This is a genomic window from Streptomyces sp. NPDC093094, assembly GCF_044754345.1.
In the GTDB taxonomy this organism is placed as follows: domain Bacteria; phylum Actinomycetota; class Actinomycetes; order Streptomycetales; family Streptomycetaceae; genus Streptomyces.
This window is the reverse complement of the sequence record NZ_JBIVOX010000003.1, coordinates 269,701-290,430: the sequence shown is the minus strand read 5'-3', so window position 1 is coordinate 290,430 and position 20,730 is coordinate 269,701. Positions and strand designations below refer to the sequence as shown.

Genomic DNA, 20,730 nt, shown 5'->3' with positions numbered 1-20,730 from the left:
CGCGAGCGGGTCGCCGGTACGACGAGGTGGGGGCACGGCAACACCATGGCACAGGGCACGGTCCAGGTGACGCACACCGGCACTTCGCGGTGGCGGCGCCGCACAGGTGAGTACGCATCGCTCGCCGCCGCCCTGGAGGCCGCGGCCGACGGTGACGTGCTCACCGTCGCCCCCGGCACCTACCGGGAGAACCTCGTCGTCGAGCGCGCGGTGACCCTGCGCGGCCCCGAGGGCTCGCCCGGTTCGGTGCGCATCGCACCCCCGGAAGGGGTGCCGCTGACCGTGCGCGCCGCCGCGGTCGTGCAGGACCTGCATGTGGAGGGCCAGGACTCGGCCGCTCCGGCGCTGCTGGTCGAGGAGGGCGGCCCGGAGATCACGGACGTGCGGATCGTGACACGGTCCTCGGCGGGCATCGAGGTGCGCGGGGGCGCGCGGCCCACCGTGAGGCGCTGCACCGTCGACAACCCCGGAGGCATCGGCATCGCCGTCGTCGACGGCGGAGGCGGGGTGTTCGAGGAGTGCGAGGTGCTGGCCGCGGGGCAGGCCGGCGTCGCGGTCCGCGGCGGCGGTCGTCCCCGGCTGGAGCGCTGCCGGGTGCACCACGCCGCCGGGACCGGTCTGACGGCCACCGGCGAGGGCTCCGTGCTGGAGGCGGTGGGCTGCGAGGTCTACGAGGTGCGGGGCAGCGGGGTGCAGATCACCGCGCACGCCACCGGCCATCTCGTCGACTGCGACGTGCACCGCACCACCGGCGACGGGGTCACCCTGGACACGGACGCCGTGCTCACCCTGGCCGACTGCCGCATCCACGACATCCCGGAGAACGCGGTCGATCTGCGCTCCCGCTCGGTCCTCACCCTGACCCGCACGAGCGTGCGGCAGTTCGGGCGCAACGGCCTGTCGGTGTGGGACCCGGGCACCCGGGTGGACGCCGACCAGTGCGAGATCTTCGACAGCACCGGCGACTACCCGGCGGTGTGGGTCAGCGACGGCGCGACCGCGGTACTGGACTCCTGCCGGATCCACGACGTCCCCGACGCGCTGTTCGTCCTCGACCGGGGCTCGCGCGCCGACGTCGTGGACACGGACATCTCGCAGGTGCGCAACACCGCGGTGTCGGTGAGCGACGGAGCGACGGCGCAGCTCGACGACTGCCGCATCCGGGAGGCGGCGACCGGCGCCTGGTTCCGCGACCACGGCAGCGGGGGAACCCTCGGCAACTGCACCGTCGACGCCACCCAGACCGGTGTGATCGTCACCAAGGGCGCCGACCCCACCGTGGAGCGGTGCACGGTCGACTCCCCCGCCGAGGCCGGGTTCTACGTGTCGGCGGGCGGCCGGGGCAGCTTCCTGGGCTGCCGGGTGACCGGCAGCGGCGGCTACGGCTTCCACGTGATCGACGGCTGCCGTGCGACGCTGCGGAAATGCCGTACGGAGCGGTGCGCGCGCGGCGGTTACGAGTTCGCGGACGGCGGCCCGGACACCGGGTCCGGTTCGGGACCGGTCGTCGAGGACTGCACCAGCGACGAGAGCGCCGGCGTCCGGCAGTCCGCCCTGCCCGAACCGGCCGTCCAGACGTCCTCGCAGACCACGGGACTGCTCGGCGCGGTCCCGGGGCAGCGCGCCGCGGCTCCCGGCCCGGCGGTGAGCCCCGCCCCGGCGGAGCAGGCCCGCACCTCGAAGGCGGTGCTCGGTGAACTGGACGCGCTGGTGGGCCTGGAGAGCGTCAAGCGCGAGGTCCGCGCCCTGACCGACATGATCGAGGTGGGCCGGCGCCGGCAGCGGGCCGGGCTGAAGGCGGCGTCCGTGAAGCGGCATCTCGTCTTCACCGGCTCCCCCGGCACCGGCAAGACGACGGTGGCCCGGCTGTACGGCGAGATCCTCGCCTCCCTCGGGGTGCTGGAGAAGGGGCATCTCGTGGAGGTGTCCCGGGTGGACCTGGTCGGCGAGCACATCGGCTCGACGGCGATCCGCACGCAGGAGGCGTTCGAACGGGCCCGTGGCGGTGTGCTGTTCATCGACGAGGCGTACGCGCTGTCACCGCAGGACGCGGGCCGCGACTTCGGCAAGGAGGCCATCGACACGCTGGTGAAGCTGATGGAGGACCACCGTGACGCGGTCGTGGTGATCGTCGCGGGCTACACCGCCGAGATGGAGCACTTCCTGTCCGTCAACCCGGGTGTCGCGTCACGTTTCTCGCGGACCATCACCTTCGGCGACTACGGGCCCCTGGAACTGCTGCGCATCGTGGGACAGCAGGCCGAGGAGCACGAGTACCGGCTGGCGCCGGGCACGCCCGAGGCGCTGCTGAAGTACTTCACCGACCTGCCGAAGGGACCCGCGTTCGGCAACGGCCGGACCGCGCGGCAGACGTTCGAGGCCATGGTGGAACGCCACGCGAGCCGGGTCGCGCAGGTGGCGGAGCCGAGCACGGACGATCTGACGCTGCTGTTCGCCGAGGACCTGCCTCAGCTGCCATGAACCCGCTCCCCGGCGGGCGCGGGGCGCGGGGTCGGCACACCGTCGGGGCGCAGCCTGGCCAGCAGCCGCTCGCGTTCCTCGGCGAAGGCCGGGTCGGCCTGGTAGCCGGAGTGGCCGAGGAGGGGCGCGGGCAGCGGATGCCGGTCGGTGCGGCCGTGGGCGAGGGGGTCCTTGAGGGCGGGCCGGTCCACGGCCGGGCCGTGGTCGCCGGGCAGGCCGATGGGCCCGCCGATCGGGTCGGTGCGCCGGTACAGGTTGCGCCAGCAGTCCACCTCCCGGTGCAGCGCGCCGAGCGCGGCGGGCCCGAAATGGGCCGGGAACCAACGGCCGTAGAGGCGCTCCAGCGGGGAGCCGTAGGTCAGCAGGGCGACGCGGCCGCGGTCGGCGGGACCGAGCTGCCAGACGGCGGCAGCCGCGAGGACGCTGCCCTGGGAGTGCCCGGAGATGACGAGCCGCCCGCCGGTGGCCCGCGTCCAGCTCGTCATCCGCCAGGTCAGGTCGGGCACCGCGCGCTCGGCGTAGCAGGGCGGGGCGAAGGGGTGCGCGGCGCGCGGCCAGAAGGTGCCGACGTCCCAGAGGATGCCGATGGTGCGCCGGGCCGAGGGGTCCTTGTAGGCGCGGCGGCCCCAGGTGACGAACAGTATGAAGCCGAAGCCGATGAGCCAGGAGCCCAGCGCCTGCGCGGTGTCGGCGGCGCCCTGCACGAAGGGGTGGGCGTCCTCGGCGGCCAGGCCGGGCGTACGGCCGCTGAGCCGGGCGCCCACGAGGGCCCCGGCGCCCAGCAGCAGTGTCGTGGCAGCGGTGACGGCGACGACGAGGGGCGCGCTGTCGGTGAGCGCGGCCGTCGCGCGGACGCGGGCGATCCGGCGGGTGCGCGCCGGTTCCTTCGTCTCGTCGGGGTAGTCGCGCTCGACGGTCGCGCGCTCGGCGCGGGCGAGCCGCAGGGTGCGCCCGGCGAGCAGGCCGCAGACTGCGAGGAGGACGAGCAGCAGCGGCGGGATGACGGCGGCCTGCCAGGTCAGCAGGACCGGCGGGCCGGGAAGGAAGGAGCCGGTGCCGTCGAGCCAGTCCGCGACGCGCTGGGACACCCCGCCCGCCATCACCCCGCCCAGGGCACAGGCCAGCAGGGTGACGACGGGCCCGCCGAGGCCCCGCAGCGCGGCGCGCGGGTCGGGCAGGACACGGTGCAGCAGACGGGCCACGACCGCCAGGGCGATCACGAGCAGGCCCTGCGCCAGGGCGATGCCGCCGAACGCCGCGTCACCGGGGAGCCTGCCCGCGGAGCGCCAGCCGGGACGCTCCCAGCCGGCGTGGACCAGGGCGAGCGCCAGCACGGCGAGGGCGCCGAGCGGCAGCAGCCGGACCAGACGGGCATCGAGTGCGCGGTCCAGGCGGTGCTCGCTGCGGCCGCGGCGGCACACCACCCACAGCACGCCGAGCGCCCCGGCGGCCAGGGCCGCTGCGAGGAGACGGCCGAGCAGGTCGAGGGCCGCGGGGCCGCCGGGCCCGCGGTCGTGGCCGGAGGCCGCCGCCGTGAGCACCGCGGCGACGGTCAGCAGGCCCGCCGCGGTGTGCGCGGCGCGCAGCCGGGCCACCAGCCGGCGACCGTACCAGAATCCGGGCCGGCCGAGCGCGGTGCCGCCGCCCGCCTCGTCGGTGTCCGGGGCCGGGGTCAGGGGGCGCTGGGACTCGTAGGCGTTCCAGGTGCGGTGGGACAGGTACCAGAGGAGACCGGTCAGCGCGACGGGCACCGCGGCGGCGAGCGCGAGGCGGCGGCCGGGGCGGCTCCACCAGCCGTTGCCGGAGACGGCCGGGGACAGGAAGCCCAGCCAGGTGTGCCGCTCGGCGCACGCGCGCGTGCCCGCGCACTGCCATGCCACGAGGTCCAGCGCGACCTCGCAGGCCCCCGCCACGAGCAGCACGGTCAGCGTGAGCGCGGCGAGCCGCACGAGCAGGCCGTACAGGCGGACGGTACGGGCCCGGCCGAGCGTGCCCGGGCGCATCCAGTGGGCCAGGTTGACCACCATGAACGGCAGGAGCAGCAGCCACAGGGCGCGGGTGCCGTTGCCGGAGGTGAGGTTGCACCACACGTACGCCTCGGGCACCGGGCGGATGCCGGCGTCCGTGCCGCCGGTCCCGGCGCCCGGGCCGCCGGACCGTACGTCCGCGCCACCGGACCACCCGTCCGAACCGCCGGTCCCGGCGTCCGCGGCGCGGCGGAAGACGGCGGCCGTGTCGTCCCCGGTGATCCGTACGGTGCGCGGGTCGTCGAGCATCCGCTCCGGTGTGGTGCCCCCGACGCCGTGGACCAGGAGTTCCAGGGCGGTCGGGGGGTCCTCGGCCCGCGACGGCGGGCCGGACGGTGTGCCGTCGTCGGCACGTTCCTGCGCGCGTTCCACTGTGTGCCACTTCCCCGTGACGCCGTGTCGGCCATGCCCGTGCGCGCACCAGGATCTCCGCCGGACGCCCTGAGTACACGCGTCGTCACGGAATCTCCCCGATCCGTGACCCGATCCGCGTCCCGGACGGGGACGCGCGCGGCACGGGCGCGGCGGGACTGCGGTGGCGCGACGGGTGCCGGGCCGTGCGAGGATGAGACGCCCGTGCCCCCGAGGAGACGGGGAACGCCCTTGTCGGGGCGGGTGCGAGGGAGGATCGGACCGCAGTGGACGAAAGGACCGGAGCGTACGTGAGCGAGAATCAGAACCTCCTCGCGGAGCAGCGCCGCGCCGTGATCCTTGACGAGGTCCGGCGCCGCGGCGGGGTCCGGGTGAACGAGCTGACCCGTCAGCTCGGCGTGTCGGACATGACGGTCCGCCGTGACCTGGACGCGCTGTCCCGCCAGGGTCTGCTGGAGAAGGTGCACGGCGGGGCGGTCCCGGTCGTGGAGGCGAGCACGCACGAGCCCGGTTTCGAGGCCAAGTCCGGTCTGGAGCCGACGGCCAAGGAGGACATCGCGCGGGCCGCGGCGGAGCTGGTCGCGCCGGGCAGCGCGATCGCCCTGTCGGGCGGTACGACGACGTACGCGCTGGCGCAGCGGCTCGTGGACGTGCCCGATCTGACGGTCGTCACCAACTCGGTGCGGGTGGCGGACGTGTTCCACTCGGCCCAGCGGATCTCGGGCCCCCGCCAGGGCGCGGCGACGGTCGTGCTGACCGGCGGGGTGCGTACGCCGTCGGACTCGCTGGTGGGGCCGGTGGCCGATCAGGCCATCTCCACGCTCCACTTCGACATGCTCTTCCTCGGTGTGCACGGGATATCGGCGGAGGCCGGCCTGTCCACGCCGAACCTCGCGGAGGCGGAGACGAACCGGCGGCTCGTGCAGGCGGCACGCCGGGTGGTCGTGGTCGCGGACCACACCAAGTGGGGCACGGTGGGCCTGAGTTCGTTCGCCACGCTGGACCAGGTCGACACCCTGGTGACCGACGCGGGACTCGCGGCCGAGGCACGCGCGCAGGTGTCGGAGCATCTGCGGAGCCTGGTCGTGGTGGGCGAGGCCGAGAACGAACCGTCGGGGGAAGACGCCTGACGTCCGGTCAGGTAGGGTGACCGGCCTGCTGTCGCACCTCGGCTGTCTCGACCGTGTCGTCCGCGCGTTCCAGGGGGTTGGTATGGCTCGCCGTCTGCGTCCGGTGGAGGCAGGCTTCGTACGGGACGCTCCCGTACGGCATGTCTTCGCCCGCAACATCGCCGCCGCGCCCGAGGACGTCTTCCGGGCGCTCGCCGAGGACGTGCCCGGGTGGAGCGAGTGGTTCACCGCGGTGACGCTCGCCCGGCCGGTCCGGGACGGGGCCGGGCGCGAGATCGGGCTCAGGGGCGGCACACGGTTCGAGGAGACGGTCCTCGTCACGAAGGAGCCCGAGCTCTACGTCTATCGCGTGGACGTCACCAACGTGCCCGGGGCCCGCGCCCTGGTCGAGGAGTGGCGGCTGGCGCCCGTCGGTACGGGCACGCGGGTGTGCTGGACCTTCGCCGCCGACGGCGCGGCGCCCTTCCTGTTCGCTCTGCGGCTCGCCCGGCCGGGCCTCGCGCGTGCCTTCCGGGAGGCGGTGACGGCGCTGGACCGCCGCCTGGCGGCACGCTGACCCACGGCCGGTTCCGCCGTACCCCGCCCGGCGCCCCGCACTGCGGCGGGCGCGGTCTCAGTCCGGCCAGACACCGGTCCTGAGCAGGGTGTCGACGGCCGCGGCGTAGGGGGCGACGTCCAGCCCCTGCGCGGCGACCCAGTCGTCGGAGTAGTACTTGTCGAGGTAGCGGTCGCCGGGGTCGCACAGCAGGGTGACGACACTGCCGGTCCGCCCCTCGGCGACCATCTCGGCGACGATCTTCAGCGCGCTCCACAGCCCGGTGCCGGTCGAGCCGCCCGCCTTGCGGCCGATGACGCGTTCCAGGGCGCGCACGGCGGCCACGCTGGCCGCGTCCGGCACCTTCATCATCCGGTCGATCGCGCCGGGCACGAAGCTCGGTTCCATGCGCGGGCGGCCGATGCCCTCGATGCGCGAGCCGCAGTCGCAGGTGACGTCCGGGTCGCCGCTGGTCCAGCCCTCGAAGAAACAGGAGTTCTCCGGGTCGGCCACACAGATGCGGGTGTCGTGCTGCATGTAGTGGACGTAGCGCGCGATGGTCGCGGAGGTGCCGCCGGTGCCGGCCGTGGCGACGATCCAGGCCGGTTCGGGGAACCGCTCCAGTTCCAGCTGGCGGAAGATGGACTCGGCGATGTTGTTGTTCCCCCGCCAGTCCGTGGCCCGTTCGGCGTAGGTGAACTGGTCCATGTAGTGGCCGCCGGTCTCGGCCGCGAGACGGGCGGATGCCTCGTACATGGTGCGCGGGTCGTCCACGAAGTGGCAGCGGCCGCCGTGGAACTCGATCAGGCGGATCTTCTCGGCGCTGGTCGTGCGCGGCATGACGGCGATGAAGGGGACGCCGATCAGCTTTGCGAAGTACGCCTCGGAGACGGCCGTCGAGCCGCTGGACGCCTCGATGACCGGCCGGTCCGGCCGGATCCAGCCGTTGCACAGGCCGTAGAGGAACAGAGAGCGGGCGAGCCGGTGCTTGAGGCTGCCGGTCGGGTGGGTGGACTCGTCCTTGAGGTAGAGGTCGATGCCCCACTTCTCCGGCAGCGGAAAGCGCAGGAGATGGGTGTCGGCGGAGCGGTTGGCGTCGGCCTGGACCTTGCGGACGGCTTCTTTCAGCCAGTCGCGGTAGTCGGCGTCGGTGCGGTCGACATCGAGGGTCACGCCGGTCGGGATCTGCTGGATGGTGCTCACGGCGGTGCTCCTCACGCTTCGCGGCAACGGTGGTCCGCGCGGCCGTCTCTTCGATCATAAGCACCTTCCCGCACGCTTCCCACCTGCATAAACGCATCTTTGGGCACCTCAAAGACCGACTGGGGCACAGGCGCGCGAAGCCCCAGGGGGCGCATTCGGCCGAGTGCTTCCGCGCCCGGCGCGTACCCGACGCGCGCACTGGTGCACGGCGTCCACTGGGGGCAGACTGCACCGCGCGGGGTACCCGCACAGGTGGCCCCGTCGGTGTGGACGGGGAGCCGGGGGCGGCCCCGCTCTGCGCCCGTTCGGGCGTACGGCAGGACGCGGGAACGCGACGAGGGGGCAGGACGGCATGGCGGAGCCGGAGTTCACGGCCACGGGCGTGCGCATCGGGAAGGGTCTTCGGTCACTCACCCGGGCCGGCCAGGTCCGGATCAGCGACGGCAGGCTGGAGCTGCTCACCAGTTACGGCAGCGAGATCGACAGCGCGCCGCTCGGGGCGGTGCGGGCGTCGAAGCCGTGGTTCGGGGCGGAGGACCGGGCGGTCGCCGACCTCGACGGCAAGCGCTACACGCTGACCCTGGGCGACCACGACCCCGCTCCCGGCGAGCCGGGACCGCCCGCCGCGCGCCGGTTCGTCGAGGCCGTACGGCGCGCTTCGAGGCGTGACCGCTGAGGCGCGGCGAGTTGCGGGTGTGCACCCCTTGCGCCAGTCTGGTCTCACGTCACTCTGGGTTTACCGGCGACTACGCTGCGAACCAGCCCGCCGGGCACGACAGCAGGCGGTCGTCTCGAATCCCACTTCCTGCTGGATCCGTCCTCCGTGTTCTTCCGGACCTCAACGTCGGGGAGTCGCAGCCGTGATCAGTCACCCAAGCAGACTTTGCACGGTGGAGCTGCAAGCTCTGCCGTCGCGGATCGGCCAGGTCCGCAGAATCCTTTCTGCGCAATTGCGCTACTGGCACATGGATCCCTTGATAGACCGGGCGGCGCTCGGTGTGACCGAGCTTCTGTCGAACGTCCACCGCCATGCCCAGCCCGACAAGACCTGCACCGTGGAGATCGAGCTGCGGCTCGACCGGCTGACGGTCTCGGTGCACGACCACGATCCCCGTCTCCCCGTGGTGGAGGTGGCCGACCCGCTGGCGACCTGCGGCCGCGGGCTCGCGATGGTGGCGGCGGTCAGCGACAGCTGGGGTGCCCGGCCGGACGGCGACGACGGCAAGGTCGTGTGGTTCAGCCTGCCGACGCCGGCCGCCGCGAGAGCCGGGACGGCACGTCCGGCACGCCGGACGGCCGCGGATCGGTCCGTGCCCGGGTTCACGGAGGTCGAACGCGTCGCCCTGACGCCCGAGCCCGTCACCCTGACGGCCGAACCGGTGGCCCTGACGCCCGAGCCGGCCGCACGGACGGCGGCACCGGTCCCGCTGACGCCCGAACCGGTCGCCCTGACGGCGGTGTCGGTCCCGTCGGCCGCCGAAGCCGTCACCGGGACGGCGGCACGGACCGCGACGCCCGAGCCCGTCACCCTGACGGCCGAGCCGGTCGGTCTGTCGGGCGAGGCCGTGGGTCTCACGGCCGACACGCCGCGGCCCGCACACGCTCCCGCCCGGTCGGCCGTTGTCGGCTGACCGGGCGGTGAGGGGGTGCTCCGTCGTGGAGAGACCCGTCGGCTGCTGACACGTCGTGGCCGGTCGCACAGTCCCCCGCGCCCCGAGGGCATCGCCGCCGCGGTCACTCCGCCACGATCACCGCCCGCGGTACCTCACCCCACCGGCGCGAACCACACAAGCGGCCTCCCCCACGCCCCCGAGGGCGCCGCCGCCGCGGTCACTCCGCCGCGATCGCCCGCAGCACGTCCAGCCGGGCCGCGCGCCGGGCAGGACGCAGCCCCGCGAGGGCACCCGCCGCCAGCCCGACGAGGGCGACGACCGTGAGCTGCGCGGGCGGCACCGCGAAGGCGAAGGCGCTGTCGCTCGCCCCGTCGGAGGCACTGACCAGCACCCAGCCGAGGAAGGCCCCGAGCCCCAGGCCGCCCGCCGTGCCGAAGGCGGCGACCAGCACGGACTCCCAGCGGACCATGGCCCGCACCTGGGACCGGGTCTGTCCGACGGCCCGCAGCAGCCCCAGTTCCCGGGTGCGCTCGTGGACCGCGAGCGTCAGGGTGTTGGCGATGCCCAGCAGGGCGATGAGCACCGCGAGGGCGAGCAGCGCGTAGACCAGGGTCAGCATCATGTCGATGCCTCCGGCCGAGGACCCGGCGTACTCCTCACGGGTCTGCACCTGCGGGTTGCCGTACCGTCCGGCCACCTTCTCCACGGCCGCCCTGCCCCGGTCGGCGTCCACGCCGTCCTCGAACGAGACGGCCACCAGCGTGTCGGCGTCCTGGGTGCGGTGCGGGGCCCATGCCTCGCGGGTGACGACGTAGTCGCCCGCCAGTTCGGAGCGGGCGTAGAGGGCGCGGACGGTGAAGGTACGCCGCTCGCCGTCGGTGAAGGCGAGCCGTGCGGTGTCGCCCACCGCGAGGTGCCGCCGGCCGGCCTCCTTCTCGGTGACGGCGATGCCGTCCGTGCCGAGGGCGTCCAGGGAGCCCTGGACCCGCCCGAGGTCGAAGGTCCGCTCCAGCGCGCGGGGGTCGGTGACGGTCAGCGCCCGCCCCTTGCCGTCCACCTCGGCGACACCCCGGCCGAGCCCCACCGCCGTGTCCACCTCGGGCAGCGCGGCGACGGCCGCGGCGAGCCGCGGGCTCAGTCCGCTGCCGCCCGCGCCGAAGGAGGGGGTGCTGACGGCGACGTCCCCCGCGAAGGAGCGCGACACCGTCCGGTCCATGGTCGCCTTCAGCGAGGCCCCGAACACCGTGAACAGCGACACGACAGCCACGCCGATCATCAGCGCGCTCGCGGTGGCGGCCGTCCGCCGCGGGCTGCGCAGGGCGTTGCGCCGGGCGAGGGAGCCGGTGACGCCGCGCAGCCGGGCGAGGGGTCCGCCGAGGATCCGTACGGCGGAGCCGGCGGCGACCGGACCGAGGAGCACGAACGCGGCGAGGGCGAGGACCGCGCCCGCGCCGGCGAGCCACAGGGACGGGGTGAGCAGGACACCGGTGAGCGTGGCCGCGAGGGCGAGGGCGGACAGCAGGACACCGGTGACGGCACGCGGACGTGAGGCGCCCGAGGTGTCGACGGCCGTCTCGCGCAGCGCGGCCAGGGGCGCGGTGCGCCCGGCGCGTACGGCGGGCAGCAGGGCGGAGACCAGGCAGACCAGGACGCCGACCGCGAGCGGGAGGAGCAGGGACGCAGCCCTGACGACCAGGCCGCCCTCGGGGAAGGGGAATCCGATCGCAGGGAACAGCGCCTGGAGTCCGGCCGCGATACCGACGCCGCCCGCGAGTCCGGCCGCCGACGCGGTCACGGCGACGGCGGTCGCCTCGGCGAGGGTGCCTGCGGTGACCTGGCGGCGGGACGCGCCGAGAGCGCGCAGGAGGGCGTTCTCACGGGTGCGCTGGGTGACGACGACGGCGAAGGTGTTGTGGATCGAGAAGGTCGCCACGAGCAGGGCGACCCCCGAGAACACCAGCAGGAAGGTGGTGAACAGGGTGAGGAACCGGCTGGAGATCATGTCGGTGTTCTCGGCGGCCGACTCCTGGCCGGTGAGGGCCTCGACGCCGGCCGGCAGGGCGGGTGCCAGCCGCTCGACGAGTTCGTCCTGGCCGACGCCGGGCTCGGCCCGCACCAGGATCGTCGAGGCTTCCCCGGGCCGGGCCGTGAGGTGCTTCTCCGCGTCCGCCCGGGTCAGGCCGGTGAAGGTCACCTGCGCCATGCCGTCCTCGCCGCCGAAGGTCGCGAGGCCCACGACGGTGACCCGTACGGGGTCCGGGGTGCGCAGGACCGTGGTGTCGCCGAGCTCCAGACCGCCCTTCTCGGCGGTGGCGCGGTTGACGACGACCTCACCCGGGCGTTCGGGCGCGCGGCCCTCGGCGAGCCGGTAGGGGTTCAGCTCGGGGTCGGTGATCCAGTTCCCGGCGAGGGTGGGCGGGCCCTGGCCGCCGATCGGTTCGCCGTCGCTGCCGACGAGCTGGCCCGCGCCCTGGATGTCGGGTGCGGCGGCGGCGACGCCGGGCACGTCCTCGATCCGGTCGGCGAGGGCGGCGGGCACGGGCTGCCGTACGCCCTGGCTCTCCCCCGGCGTGGTGATGGCGTCGGCGCTGCGGACCACCGCGTCGGTGCCCGCGGCCGCGTCGCCGAACATGGAGTCGAAGCCGGCGCGCAGGGTGTCGCCCATGACCAGCGTCCCGGCCAGGAACGCCACGCCGAGGAAGACGGCGAGGAACGTGCCGGCGAAACGCCGTCCGTGGGCGCGCAGGGACGACACGCTCAGCCGCAGGGAGGCGTTCACGAGGGCACCTCGAAGGATTTCATGCGGTCCAGCACCCGGTCGGCGGTCGGGTCCTGCATCCGGTCGGCCAGGCGCCCGTCGGCGAGGAAGAGGACCTCGTCGGCGTGGGCGGCGGCGACGGGGTCGTGGGTGACCATGACGACCGTGCGGTCCATCTCGCGGACGGCGCGGCCCAGCAGGCCGAGCACCTCCTGGCCCGCCCGGGAGTCGAGGTTCCCGGTGGGCTCGTCGGCGAAGACCACGTCGGGCCGGCCGGCGAACGCGCGGGCGACGGCGACGCGCTGCTGCTGGCCGCCGGAGAGCTCGGCGGGCCGGTGGCGGAGCCGGCTCCGCAGGCCGACGACGTCGATCAGCGCGTCGGTCCATCCGGGGTCGCCGCCCCGGCCCGCCAGGTCCAGCGGAAGGGTGATGTTCTCCGCGACGGTCAGCGTCGGCACCAGGTTGAACGCCTGGAAGACGAAGCCGACCCGGTCGCGGCGCAGCAGGGTCAGCCGCCGGTCGTCGAGGGAGTCCAGTGCGGTGTCGCCGATGAACGCGGCGCCCGAGGTGAGGGTGTCCAGGCCGGCCGCGCAGTGCATCAGGGTGGACTTCCCGGAGCCCGAGGGCCCCATGATCGCGGTGAAGCGGCCGGCCGGGAAACCGACGCTCACCCCGTCCAGGGCCCTGACCTCGGTGTCGCCGCGGCCGTAGACCTTCACGGCGTCGGCGACCCGGGCCGCCGTACGGGTGGCGGTGGTGCCGGTCATGCGGCACCGCCCTTGGTGCGGCCGAACTGCTCGTCCAGGACGGACAGCCGACGCCAGTACTCGTCCTCGTCGATCTCGCCGGAGGCGAAGCGGCGGCCGAGCACCGCGAGGGGCGAGCCGCCGGAGAGCCGGCGGTCCTCGGACGTCCGCCAGGGCCCTGGCCGGCCGCGCCACAGGGTGCGCCGCAGCAGGGTGACGGCGGTGAGCACCACGACCGCCCAGACGACGGGGAGGAGCAGGATCCACGGCCCGGGGCCGCCGTCCCAGTGCGCGAGTGTCTGCATGTCGGTTCATCTCCTGCGAGAAGGACTTCGGGTGATGTCTGGATCCTGGCTCCGGCGGGGGGTACGGGTCGTCGTACGGCCGGGGACAGTCGGGATACCTCCCGGGGAGTAGCCGCCTCTGTACCTACTGGTATGTACAGTGGGGTCATGAGCACCTCGGAGCGTCTGATCGAGTCCACCCGGGAGCTGCTCTGGGAGCGCGGCTACGTGGGCACCAGCCCCAAGGCGATCCTGGAGCGTTCGGGCGCCGGGCAGGGCAGCATGTACCACCACTTCAAGGGCAAGCCCGATCTCGCCCTGGCCGCGATCCGCCGTACGGCCGAGGAGACGCGGGTGACCGCCGAGGCCGTGCTCGGCGGGCCCGGCACGCCGTACGAGCGCATCCGGGCCTATCTGCTGCGTGAGCGCGACGTCCTGCGCGGCTGCCCGGTCGGCCGGCTCACCATGGACCCGGACGTCGTCGCCGACGACGAACTGCGCGCCCCGGTCGAGGAGACGCTCGGCTGGCTGCGCGGACGGCTCGCCGGGATCGTCCAGGAGGGCAAGGAGCAGGGGCAGTTCGCTCCCGGGCTCGACGCGGGGGAGATCGCCTCGACGATCGTGGCCACCGTGCAGGGCGGTTACGTCCTGGCCCGCGCCTCCGGCTCACCGACCGCCTTCGACGCGGGAGTCCGGGGGCTGCTGACGCTCCTGGCCCCCTGAGGAGACACACGATGCACGCACTGCACTACGCCGTCACCCTGCCCGCCGGCTACGACATGGGGATCATCCGCACCCGGGTGGCCCGAAGAGGTCATCTCCTCGACGACTGGGAGGGGTTGGGCCTCAAGGCGTATCTGGTCCGCGAGCGCGGCAGGGACGGCTCGCCGGTCAACCAGTACGCGCCCTTCTATCTGTGGAACACGGTCGAGGGCATGAACTCCTTCCTCTGGGGAGGTGCGTTCCAGGGGATCCCCGACGACTTCGGGCGGCCGGAGGTGCGGCAGTGGACGGGGCTGGCGTACGAGGAGGGCGGCGCCGCGGACGCGCCGCCCCTGGTCGCCGTACGGCACATCCGGCCGGTGCCGGAGGGTGTGGTCCTGGCGGAGGTGATGGAGGACGCGGCGCGGGAGGCCGGGCGGCTGGCGGTACGGGACGGCGCGGTGTGCGCGGCGGCGGCCGTGGACCCGGGCCGCTGGGAGACCGTGCACTTCTCGCTGTGGGCGCACGAGGCCCCCGAGGCCGACGGCGACGTCTTCCGGGTGCTGCATCTGTCGGCCCCGGGACGGAAGCGGCTGCCCGGGGGACGCCGGTGGTGAGCGCGGTCCGTACGGGGCCCGGGGGCGTGCTCCCGGTGGAGCGGGACGAGCCGGTGGCCCGATCCTGACGGTCTGCGGCCCTTTGGAGCGCCGACCGGGGGCGGTCTCCGGGGCGATGATGAGACCGACCCGGCACCGTGACACGAGGAGACCGCCGATGGCCCTGGAGATGCGTGAGAGCTGCGAGCGCTGCACGACGGCGGAGCTGCCGCCCGACGGCCCGGCTCGGATCTGTTCCTACGAGTGCACGTTCTGCGTGCCGTGCGCCGAGGCCATGGAGGGCGTCTGTCCCAACTGCGGCGGGGAGCTGGTCGCCAGGCCCCGCCAGGCGGCGGCCGTCCGGCAGTCCGTCTGACAGGGTCCCGGGCGGGCCGGAACGCGAGGCGCCCGTTCCCCGGGGAGGGGAACGGGCGCCTGCGTCCGGAGTGCCGCTACTGCAGCTTCATGCCCTTGGGGGACGTGAGTCCCTTGTCGGGATGAGCGCGGTACGTCGCCGACCACGCGGTGGGCGAGCAGGACGGGCCGTTGGGCTGTTGCGCCGTCAGTCTGGCCCGGATGCTGTCCTCGACGACCGTGCCGCCGTTCTTCGCGGAGGTCACGGTGAGCTTCACCGGCACGGTGGACGGACCGATGTCGTCGGGGAGCCGGACCCGCATCAGGGCGATCGGTTCCTCAGGACTGCCCGAGGTCCGCTCCTTGCAGGTGCCGTCCACGCAGAGCCGGATCGTCACCGCGTCCGGGCCGCCGAAGTCGGCGGGCCGCCATCTGAGGGAGACGTCCGAGTCCGCGTCGGCCTGGGTGCACAGCGTGTCCGAGCCGAAGAGCGAGCAGCCGGTCAGGGCCACTGCCAGGAACGGTATGAAAAGGGCGCGGCGCATGTCAGAACCTCGCTACTGTGCCGGGGAAGGCGCTGTTGGCCAGCCCGATGTCGGTGAAGACCAGCGAGCACGGATCGAAGAACCCACCGCTGTGGTCGCTGCCACCGCCGCCGCCGCCCGAGACGATACCCTTCGCGTTGGCGCTTCCGGAGCTGTTCACGGTGTAGACGGGACCGCCGGAGTCACCGCTGATCGTGCAGGCTCCGGACGTCTTCCTGGCGACGACCATGTTCTTGGCCGTCGAGCCGCTGGTGTAGTGGACGGTCGCCTGCGTGTCGGTCACCTGCCAGCCGCACTGCTCGCCGGTCATCATGCCGCCGGTGCAGACCTTGTCGCCCTCCTGCGCCCAGCGTCGCCAGTAGTCGTGGACCGCGCGGGACGAGGTGGACGTCTTGCCGCCCTTGTAGATCCGGGCCGAGGCGAGACTGGGGCTCTCGACGCGGTACAGCGACAGGTCACCCGAGTAGTAGCTCTGGCCGGAGAGTTTCACCGAGCCGTACCCGTTCTTCCAGTTGTCCCGGACGACGGCCCCGATGAAGTCGGTGCCGCTGGGGTTCATGATCACCCCGTTGCCGGTGGTGCAGTGGCCCGCCGTCACCATGTACCACTTGCTGTTGTACCTCCAGGAGAATCCCGCTGTGCACCAGGTCTCCTTGTTGCTGGTCAGCAGCGAGTTGATGCGTGCCCCGCCGTAGTAGGGCGAGGTGTCGCTGTAGCGGTTCGCCCGGGTCGCCAGCTCGTCGGCTCCGGGCAGGAGCTCCAGGGCCACGATGTCGGTGCCGTAGCGCTCGCCCAGGGCGGCGACCAGTTCCGGGGCGGCCGTCTCGGTCCCCACGACCACACGGTTCTCCGCGGCGTCCACGGACGCGATGCGCAGTCCGCTCACACCGGGCAGTTCCGTCTCCGACAGCTGGAAGACCTCGTCGCGCACGGACTCCAGTGCGGTGACGCTGTGCTCCACCACCTCGGTGCGCGGGATGACCTGCTCGGTGACGGTCGGCCCGGTGGGCGCGGAAGGGGTCTCGGTGCCGTCCTCGGGCATCGGGAACGACTCCTCGCCGGTGGTCTCGGCGGACCCGTCGGCGGGCGGTGCGGGCGTCTGCGTCTCGGTGGTGGTCTCGTCGGGCTTGGTGCCCTCCTCCGTGTCGGGGGCGGGCAGGCCGCTGCCCTCGTCGGCCGGGACCTGAGTCACCTGGATCGGGGCTGACGCCTCGTCGGCCGAGGCCGATTCCACGACCGGCGCGACCAGTTCACCCGTCGCGGGGTCGACGTACGGCGGGGCGAAGGTGTCGGGGTCGCCGGCGGCGCGGGTGGCGGCCTGCTCCAGGGCGTACGCCTGGGCCGGTTCGGCCTCGGGCACCTCGGCGGTCCCGCCCTCGATGACCTCCACGCGGTCGACGATCACCGAGACCGGCTCGGCGTCGGGCGGGGAGTACGGGCCGCCGAAGCGGGCGCCGAGCTGGCGGCCTCCGCTGCCGGACAGGGACGAGGTGTCCCACAGCAGCTTGGGCGCGCCGCCGCCGGTGAGCGGGACCGGCCAGGTCACGGCCGAGCCGTCGGCGCGGGTGACCTGCGCGGCCGGGATCTCCTGCCACGGGTCGGCGGCCGAGGTCCGCTGGAGGAAGGTGACCCCCGTCAGGGACGCCGGGGCGTCGACCGCGAGGTCGACCGAGCCGACGAGCACCTCGCCGTTGCCGGGCGCGGTCAGGACGGCCCGTCCCGCGTGGAAGGTGTACCTGGTCTCGGCGGAGACGTTGCCGGCCCGGTCGGTCGCGGTGACGGCCAGCTGGTGGCCGCCCGCGGTGGCGGGGGTGACCGGCAGTTCCACCGGACCGCCGGTGGTGGTGAGCGTCTGCGCGGCGCCGCCGTCGAGTGTGTACGCCAGGCTGCGGGTGTCGGTGCCGCTGGGCGTCAGCGTGAACGTCCCGGTCACCTGTGCGCCGCCGGCCCAGGCGCCGGACGGGTAGGCCGCGGAGGTCACGGCGGGGGCGCCGGGCGCGGTGGTGTCGACGGTGAAGCGGAAGTGGGAGGTGCCGCCGCCCGTGCCGTTGCCGTCGATGCCGCGCACATGGAGGTACCAGGTGCCCTCGGCGCGGGTCGTGCCGTACGAGGTGGCGGTCGTCTCGGCCGTGCTGTCGGGCACGGTGTCGGCGGTGGCGTCGACGACCACGCTGTATCCGGCGGAGGCGCCGGAGGGTGCGGTCCAGGTGGCGCCGAAGGAGCCGCTCCTGTACGCGCCGGTCTGGTCCGGGTGGGTGGCGGAGCTGATCACCGGGCTCGGCGGCAGCGTCATGTCGACCTTGAACGGCAGGTGCGCCGCGGTGGACGACCAGGTGCCGGCCAGGTCCTTGGCCCGCACGTGCAGGTACCAGGTGCCGTCCGACGTGACGGTGGCGGTGTGGCTCGTCGACGTCCGGACGGTGCCGGTGGTGGGCGGCAGGGTGCTCGCGTTCTGGTCGACGGCGACCGCGTAGCCGGCCGTGCCGGACAGGTCGGCGGGCGCCGACCAGGTGAAGGACGCGGTGCGGTTCGCGTAGGCGCCGGTCGTCACCGGGTGGGTGGAGGAGACCAGGCCGCCGGGCGCGCCCGGGGCGGTGGTGTCGACGTTGAAGGAGAAGTGCCGGGGCGGCGACCACAGGCCCGCCGCGTCACGGGCGGCCGCGTGCACCCACCAGGTGCCGTCGGTCCGGCCGGACCAGCTGATGTCCGCCGTCGTCTGGGTGACGGTGGTGCCGGCCGCGGTCGTCGGGCTCTGGTCCAGCTTGACGGCGTAGCCCGTCACGCCGGAGGCGTCCGTCGAGGCGAGCGTGCCGGTGAACGTGGTGGCGGTGTACCAGGCCGACGCGGAGGGGTGGCTGGTGGAGGTGATGGTGGGCGTGGACGGGACGACGGTGTCGACGGTGAACGTCTGCCACGCCGACCAGGCGCCGGTGTCGGTGCCGTCCGACGCCCTGGCCCGCCACTTGTAGTCGCCGGGCACGAGGGTGCCGGCGGTGCGGGTCGCCACCGCGCCGGAGGCCACGGAGGCGGAGGTGCCGGTCTGCAGGGCCGCGGTGCCGTCGGCCGCCCAGACCTCGAAGGTCAGGGTGACGGACTGCGCGTCGGCGTCGGTGGCCTTGGCGGACAGGGTGGGTGTGGGGTCACCGGTGAAGGTGCCGGACAGCGGGGAGACGGCCGTCGCGGTACCGGGCTTGGTGTTGTAGGTGACCGTCAGGGAGGGCTCGTAGGCGGCGTTGTGGGAGCCGTCCGTCTGGTTCGCCGAGTGGTAGCGGCGCCAGGTGAGCGGGTCCGTCTCGTCGACCGCGGCGATCCGCACACCGTGGTTGGGCTGGCCGTCGGCCCACGACTGGACGATGGTGTCGATGTCCCAGGAGACGTGCCCGGCCGGGCAGCTGGAGCTGTAGCCCTTGGCTGCGGTGGAGGTCACGGCGCCGGTCGAGGTGGTCGTCGGCTGGTCGGCCCAGGTGATGGCGGACGGGTCCCAGGCGGAGGTGATCCTGCGGACCTGGTTGCCGGAGCCCGTGGTGCTGCACGTGGACGAGTAGTACGAGTAGAGCCGCAGGTCGGTGTCGAGGACGTGCTTGCCCGCGTACTTGGCCACGTCGAACTTCAGGTACGAGCGGGCCTTCTCGGTGCCGTTGTAGGTACCGGCCTTCAGCTCGGTCGAGCCGCGCTGGGAGGTGAGGTAGTCGTCGTACTGGACCCAGGTGTCGGTGACCGGGCCGAGCAGGGAGTCGGTCGGGTCGATGGTGACCGGGTACTCCAGGCCGGGGTCGGAGAGGAACTCCTCGTCGGGTTGGAGCACCAGGACCTGGTCGCCGGTGGCCGCGTCCCGCTCGACCGTGACGTCGATCTGCGCGAGGTCCTCGGGCTCCCCGGAGGCACGCCTCTCGCCTGAGCCCCACATCACGGGCAGGGGCGCGGTGGCCACCGTGCGGCCGCCGCCGTCGCTCCAGCGCAGCCGTTCGTCGGCGGTCTCGTGCAGGGTCAGGCCGTCGGCCGAGACGGGGAGCCGGAAGGTGACCGGGCCGTCGGGGCGCTCGTGCAGGACGACGGAGTGGGAGAAGCCCTCCTTGAGGGCGGTCACCACGAGGTCGCCGCCGTCGACCGCGCCGGGGTAGACGGCGGTCGGGCCGTCCAGGCGCGGCGCGGGCAGTTCGCCCGGCCAGTCGAGTCCGAGGGTGCGGCCGCCCCGGGAGACCTCCGCCAGCGGTTCGCCCGAACCGCCGCCGGAGAAGGTGATGTCGGCGGCCGCGGTCCTCGGCCGGACCACGCCGTCCTCGGTGACGAGGGTGGTGTCGACGGGCTTCCAGCCGCCACCGGGCTGCTTGACCCTGATCGGGCCCGTGTACGTCTCGACGGTGGTCGTGCCGTCGGCGTTGGCCCAGGTGGTGGTCGACTCGGTGCGCTCGGAGACGATCTCGGTCCGGGCCGCCGCGGGCGCCTGCCGCGCCGTCGGGGCCGGGGCGGCCCGCTCGGTGTCCTCGGCCGCCGCGGAGTCGGCGAGCAGGGGCAGCGGGGCGCACACGAGTGCGGCCAGCAGGGCCGCGGTCAGGGCTCGTCGCTTCCGGCGGGATCTTCGCCCGCCCGGGGCCGAGCCGGCCGACACGGAGTGGTGCACAGGGGGTTCCTTCCAGTCATCTTGGCTGAAGATCGACTGAGCGTAGACCCGTGCATGTCACGCCAACAATGGGAATCAGGAGCTCCGGTTCCACAAAGGGATACTTGACTGATCATTCTTGAACTACCTAAGGTTCAACTCATGGCCCGCAGCAAGGAGTTCGACCCCGACGCAGCTCTGCAGTCCGCCCTGGAGCTGTTCTGGCGGCGCGGCTACGAGGCGACCTCGATGTCCGACCTCGTCGAGCACCTCGGCATCGGCCGCGCCAGCCTGTACGCGACGTACGGCAACAAACGCGACCTGTACCTCAAGGCACTCGACCGGTACGGCGAGCAGCGGAATCCCCGTCTGCTGCGCGAGCTGTCCCGGCCCGGGCCCGCGCTGCCGGCCGTGCGCGCGGTGGTGCGCCGGTTCGCGGCGGAGGCGGCGGACGACGGGCTGCGCGGGACGGGCTGCTTCGTCACCAACACCGCCGCCGAACTGGCCCCGCACGACGACGCGATGGCCCGCCGGGTGGAACTGAGCTGGGAGCACGTCGAGACGCTGCTGCACTCCGCGCTCGTACGCGCCCTGGAACAGGGCGAACTGCCCGGGGACCGCGACCCGCGCGCCCTCGCCCGCATGCTGCTGGTGCTGCTCCAGGGGCTGCGGGTGGTCGGCAAGGCGTCGGCCGACACCGCCCGGGTGCGGGACGCGGCGGAACAGGCGCTGCGCCTGCTGGACTGACCCGCGCCGCGGGCCGGGCAGGGCGACTTCTCCATGG

At 73.8% G+C, this 20,730-nt stretch carries 15 protein-coding genes and 1 pseudogene; 9 read left to right on the top strand and 7 right to left on the bottom strand.

From position 1 onward, the window contains the following. Positions 1-45: 45 nt before the first annotated feature. On the top strand, positions 46-2,481 hold the full coding sequence (locus tag ACIQGV_RS07395; protein WP_402491794.1) for a right-handed parallel beta-helix repeat-containing protein: 2,436 nt from the start codon (positions 46-48) through the stop codon (positions 2,479-2,481). Here ACIQGV_RS07395 and ACIQGV_RS07390 read toward each other — a convergent pair. Beyond that, on the bottom strand, positions 2,469-4,880 hold the full coding sequence (locus ACIQGV_RS07390) for a hypothetical protein (protein WP_402491792.1): 2,412 nt from the start codon (positions 4,878-4,880) through the stop codon (positions 2,469-2,471). The two genes, ACIQGV_RS07395 and ACIQGV_RS07390, sit on opposite strands and share 13 nt — an antisense overlap. Before the next feature lie 290 nt (positions 4,881-5,170). Here ACIQGV_RS07390 and ACIQGV_RS07385 point away from each other — a divergent pair, with 290 nt between their 5' ends. After that, positions 5,171-6,010 (top strand): DeoR/GlpR family DNA-binding transcription regulator, encoded by an 840-nt coding sequence (locus tag ACIQGV_RS07385; protein ID WP_402491789.1) that lies wholly within the window; start codon positions 5,171-5,173, stop codon positions 6,008-6,010. Between the two features lie 82 nt (positions 6,011-6,092). Further along, positions 6,093-6,566 carry an SRPBCC family protein gene (locus ACIQGV_RS07380; protein ID WP_402491786.1) on the top strand — a complete coding sequence of 158 codons (474 nt, stop codon included), beginning with the start codon at positions 6,093-6,095 and terminating at the stop codon, positions 6,564-6,566. A gap of 57 nt (positions 6,567-6,623) precedes the next feature. On the opposite strand, the gene ACIQGV_RS07375 is transcribed toward ACIQGV_RS07380, so the two are convergent. Continuing rightward, entirely contained in the window at positions 6,624-7,748 is a 1,125-nt protein-coding gene (locus ACIQGV_RS07375) for a PLP-dependent cysteine synthase family protein (RefSeq protein ID WP_402491784.1), read from the bottom strand. Positions 7,749-8,100: 352 nt separating this feature from the next. On the opposite strand from ACIQGV_RS07375, the gene ACIQGV_RS07370 reads away from it, so the two are divergent. Both ACIQGV_RS07370 and ACIQGV_RS07365 read left to right on the top strand, forming a co-directional pair. Beyond that, positions 8,101-8,424: a hypothetical protein gene (locus ACIQGV_RS07370; protein ID WP_402491782.1), complete on the top strand. Its 324-nt coding sequence runs from the start codon at positions 8,101-8,103 to the stop codon at positions 8,422-8,424. A gap of 184 nt (positions 8,425-8,608) precedes the next feature. Beyond that, positions 8,609-9,088: pseudogene (locus tag ACIQGV_RS07365) on the top strand (ATP-binding protein); the annotation flags it as partial. A gap of 490 nt (positions 9,089-9,578) precedes the next feature. Here ACIQGV_RS07365 and ACIQGV_RS07360 read toward each other — a convergent pair. Genes ACIQGV_RS07360 through ACIQGV_RS07350 form a run of 3 tightly spaced genes read right to left on the bottom strand, consistent with a single transcriptional unit; the run spans position 9,579 to position 13,170 of the window. Continuing rightward, positions 9,579-12,140 (bottom strand): ABC transporter permease, encoded by a 2,562-nt coding sequence (locus ACIQGV_RS07360; protein WP_402491779.1) that lies wholly within the window; start codon positions 12,138-12,140, stop codon positions 9,579-9,581. Further along, on the bottom strand, positions 12,137-12,886 hold the full coding sequence (locus ACIQGV_RS07355) for an ABC transporter ATP-binding protein (RefSeq protein ID WP_402491777.1): 750 nt from the start codon (positions 12,884-12,886) through the stop codon (positions 12,137-12,139). The genes ACIQGV_RS07360 and ACIQGV_RS07355 overlap by 4 nt, the downstream gene beginning before the upstream one ends. Further along, positions 12,883-13,170, bottom strand: coding sequence for an SHOCT domain-containing protein (locus tag ACIQGV_RS07350; protein ID WP_402491774.1), 288 nt, complete (start codon positions 13,168-13,170; stop codon positions 12,883-12,885). Before ACIQGV_RS07350 ends, ACIQGV_RS07355 begins: the two co-directional genes overlap by 4 nt. Before the next feature lie 132 nt (positions 13,171-13,302). Here ACIQGV_RS07350 and ACIQGV_RS07345 point away from each other — a divergent pair, with 132 nt between their 5' ends. The 3 genes from ACIQGV_RS07345 (at position 13,303) to ACIQGV_RS07335 (ending at position 14,823) form a co-directional block, all read left to right on the top strand. Then, complete coding sequence (locus ACIQGV_RS07345; RefSeq protein ID WP_402491771.1) at positions 13,303-13,872, top strand: TetR/AcrR family transcriptional regulator; 570 nt, start codon at positions 13,303-13,305, stop codon at positions 13,870-13,872. Between the two features lie 11 nt (positions 13,873-13,883). Then, the gene (locus ACIQGV_RS07340; protein WP_402491768.1) at positions 13,884-14,468 is read left to right on the top strand and encodes a DUF4865 family protein; all 585 of its coding nucleotides are present in this window, start codon (positions 13,884-13,886) and stop codon (positions 14,466-14,468) included. A gap of 157 nt (positions 14,469-14,625) precedes the next feature. Continuing rightward, entirely contained in the window at positions 14,626-14,823 is a 198-nt protein-coding gene (locus ACIQGV_RS07335; RefSeq protein ID WP_402491765.1) for a DUF1272 domain-containing protein, read from the top strand. A gap of 76 nt (positions 14,824-14,899) precedes the next feature. On the opposite strand, the gene ACIQGV_RS07330 is transcribed toward ACIQGV_RS07335, so the two are convergent. Then, positions 14,900-15,346, bottom strand: a complete 447-nt coding sequence (locus ACIQGV_RS07330; RefSeq protein WP_402491763.1) for a hypothetical protein — start codon at positions 15,344-15,346, stop codon at positions 14,900-14,902. Between the two features lies 1 nt (position 15,347). Next, positions 15,348-19,967 carry a DNRLRE domain-containing protein gene (locus tag ACIQGV_RS07325; protein ID WP_402491761.1) on the bottom strand — a complete coding sequence of 1,540 codons (4,620 nt, stop codon included), beginning with the start codon at positions 19,965-19,967 and terminating at the stop codon, positions 15,348-15,350. A gap of 141 nt (positions 19,968-20,108) precedes the next feature. On the opposite strand from ACIQGV_RS07325, the gene ACIQGV_RS07320 reads away from it, so the two are divergent. Next, positions 20,109-20,693 carry a TetR/AcrR family transcriptional regulator gene (locus ACIQGV_RS07320; RefSeq protein ID WP_402491758.1) on the top strand — a complete coding sequence of 195 codons (585 nt, stop codon included), beginning with the start codon at positions 20,109-20,111 and terminating at the stop codon, positions 20,691-20,693. Positions 20,694-20,730 lie beyond the last annotated feature (37 nt).

Bases quoted from the DNA above. Each gene is read 5' to 3' on its own strand.
- ACIQGV_RS07395 (WP_402491794.1), top strand. From the start codon at position 46: ATGGCACAGGGCACGGTCCAGGTGACGCACACCGGCACTTCGCGGTGG.
- ACIQGV_RS07380 (WP_402491786.1), top strand. From the start codon at position 6,093: ATGGCTCGCCGTCTGCGTCCGGTGGAGGCAGGCTTCGTACGGGACGCT.
- ACIQGV_RS07370 (WP_402491782.1), top strand. From the start codon at position 8,101: ATGGCGGAGCCGGAGTTCACGGCCACGGGCGTGCGCATCGGGAAGGGT.
- ACIQGV_RS07355 (WP_402491777.1), bottom strand. From the start codon at position 12,886: ATGACCGGCACCACCGCCACCCGTACGGCGGCCCGGGTCGCCGACGCC.
- ACIQGV_RS07350 (WP_402491774.1), bottom strand. From the start codon at position 13,170: ATGCAGACACTCGCGCACTGGGACGGCGGCCCCGGGCCGTGGATCCTG.
- ACIQGV_RS07345 (WP_402491771.1), top strand. From the start codon at position 13,303: ATGTACAGTGGGGTCATGAGCACCTCGGAGCGTCTGATCGAGTCCACC.
- ACIQGV_RS07340 (WP_402491768.1), top strand. From the start codon at position 13,884: ATGCACGCACTGCACTACGCCGTCACCCTGCCCGCCGGCTACGACATG.
- ACIQGV_RS07335 (WP_402491765.1), top strand. From the start codon at position 14,626: ATGGCCCTGGAGATGCGTGAGAGCTGCGAGCGCTGCACGACGGCGGAG.
- ACIQGV_RS07330 (WP_402491763.1), bottom strand. From the start codon at position 15,346: ATGCGCCGCGCCCTTTTCATACCGTTCCTGGCAGTGGCCCTGACCGGC.
- ACIQGV_RS07320 (WP_402491758.1), top strand. From the start codon at position 20,109: ATGGCCCGCAGCAAGGAGTTCGACCCCGACGCAGCTCTGCAGTCCGCC.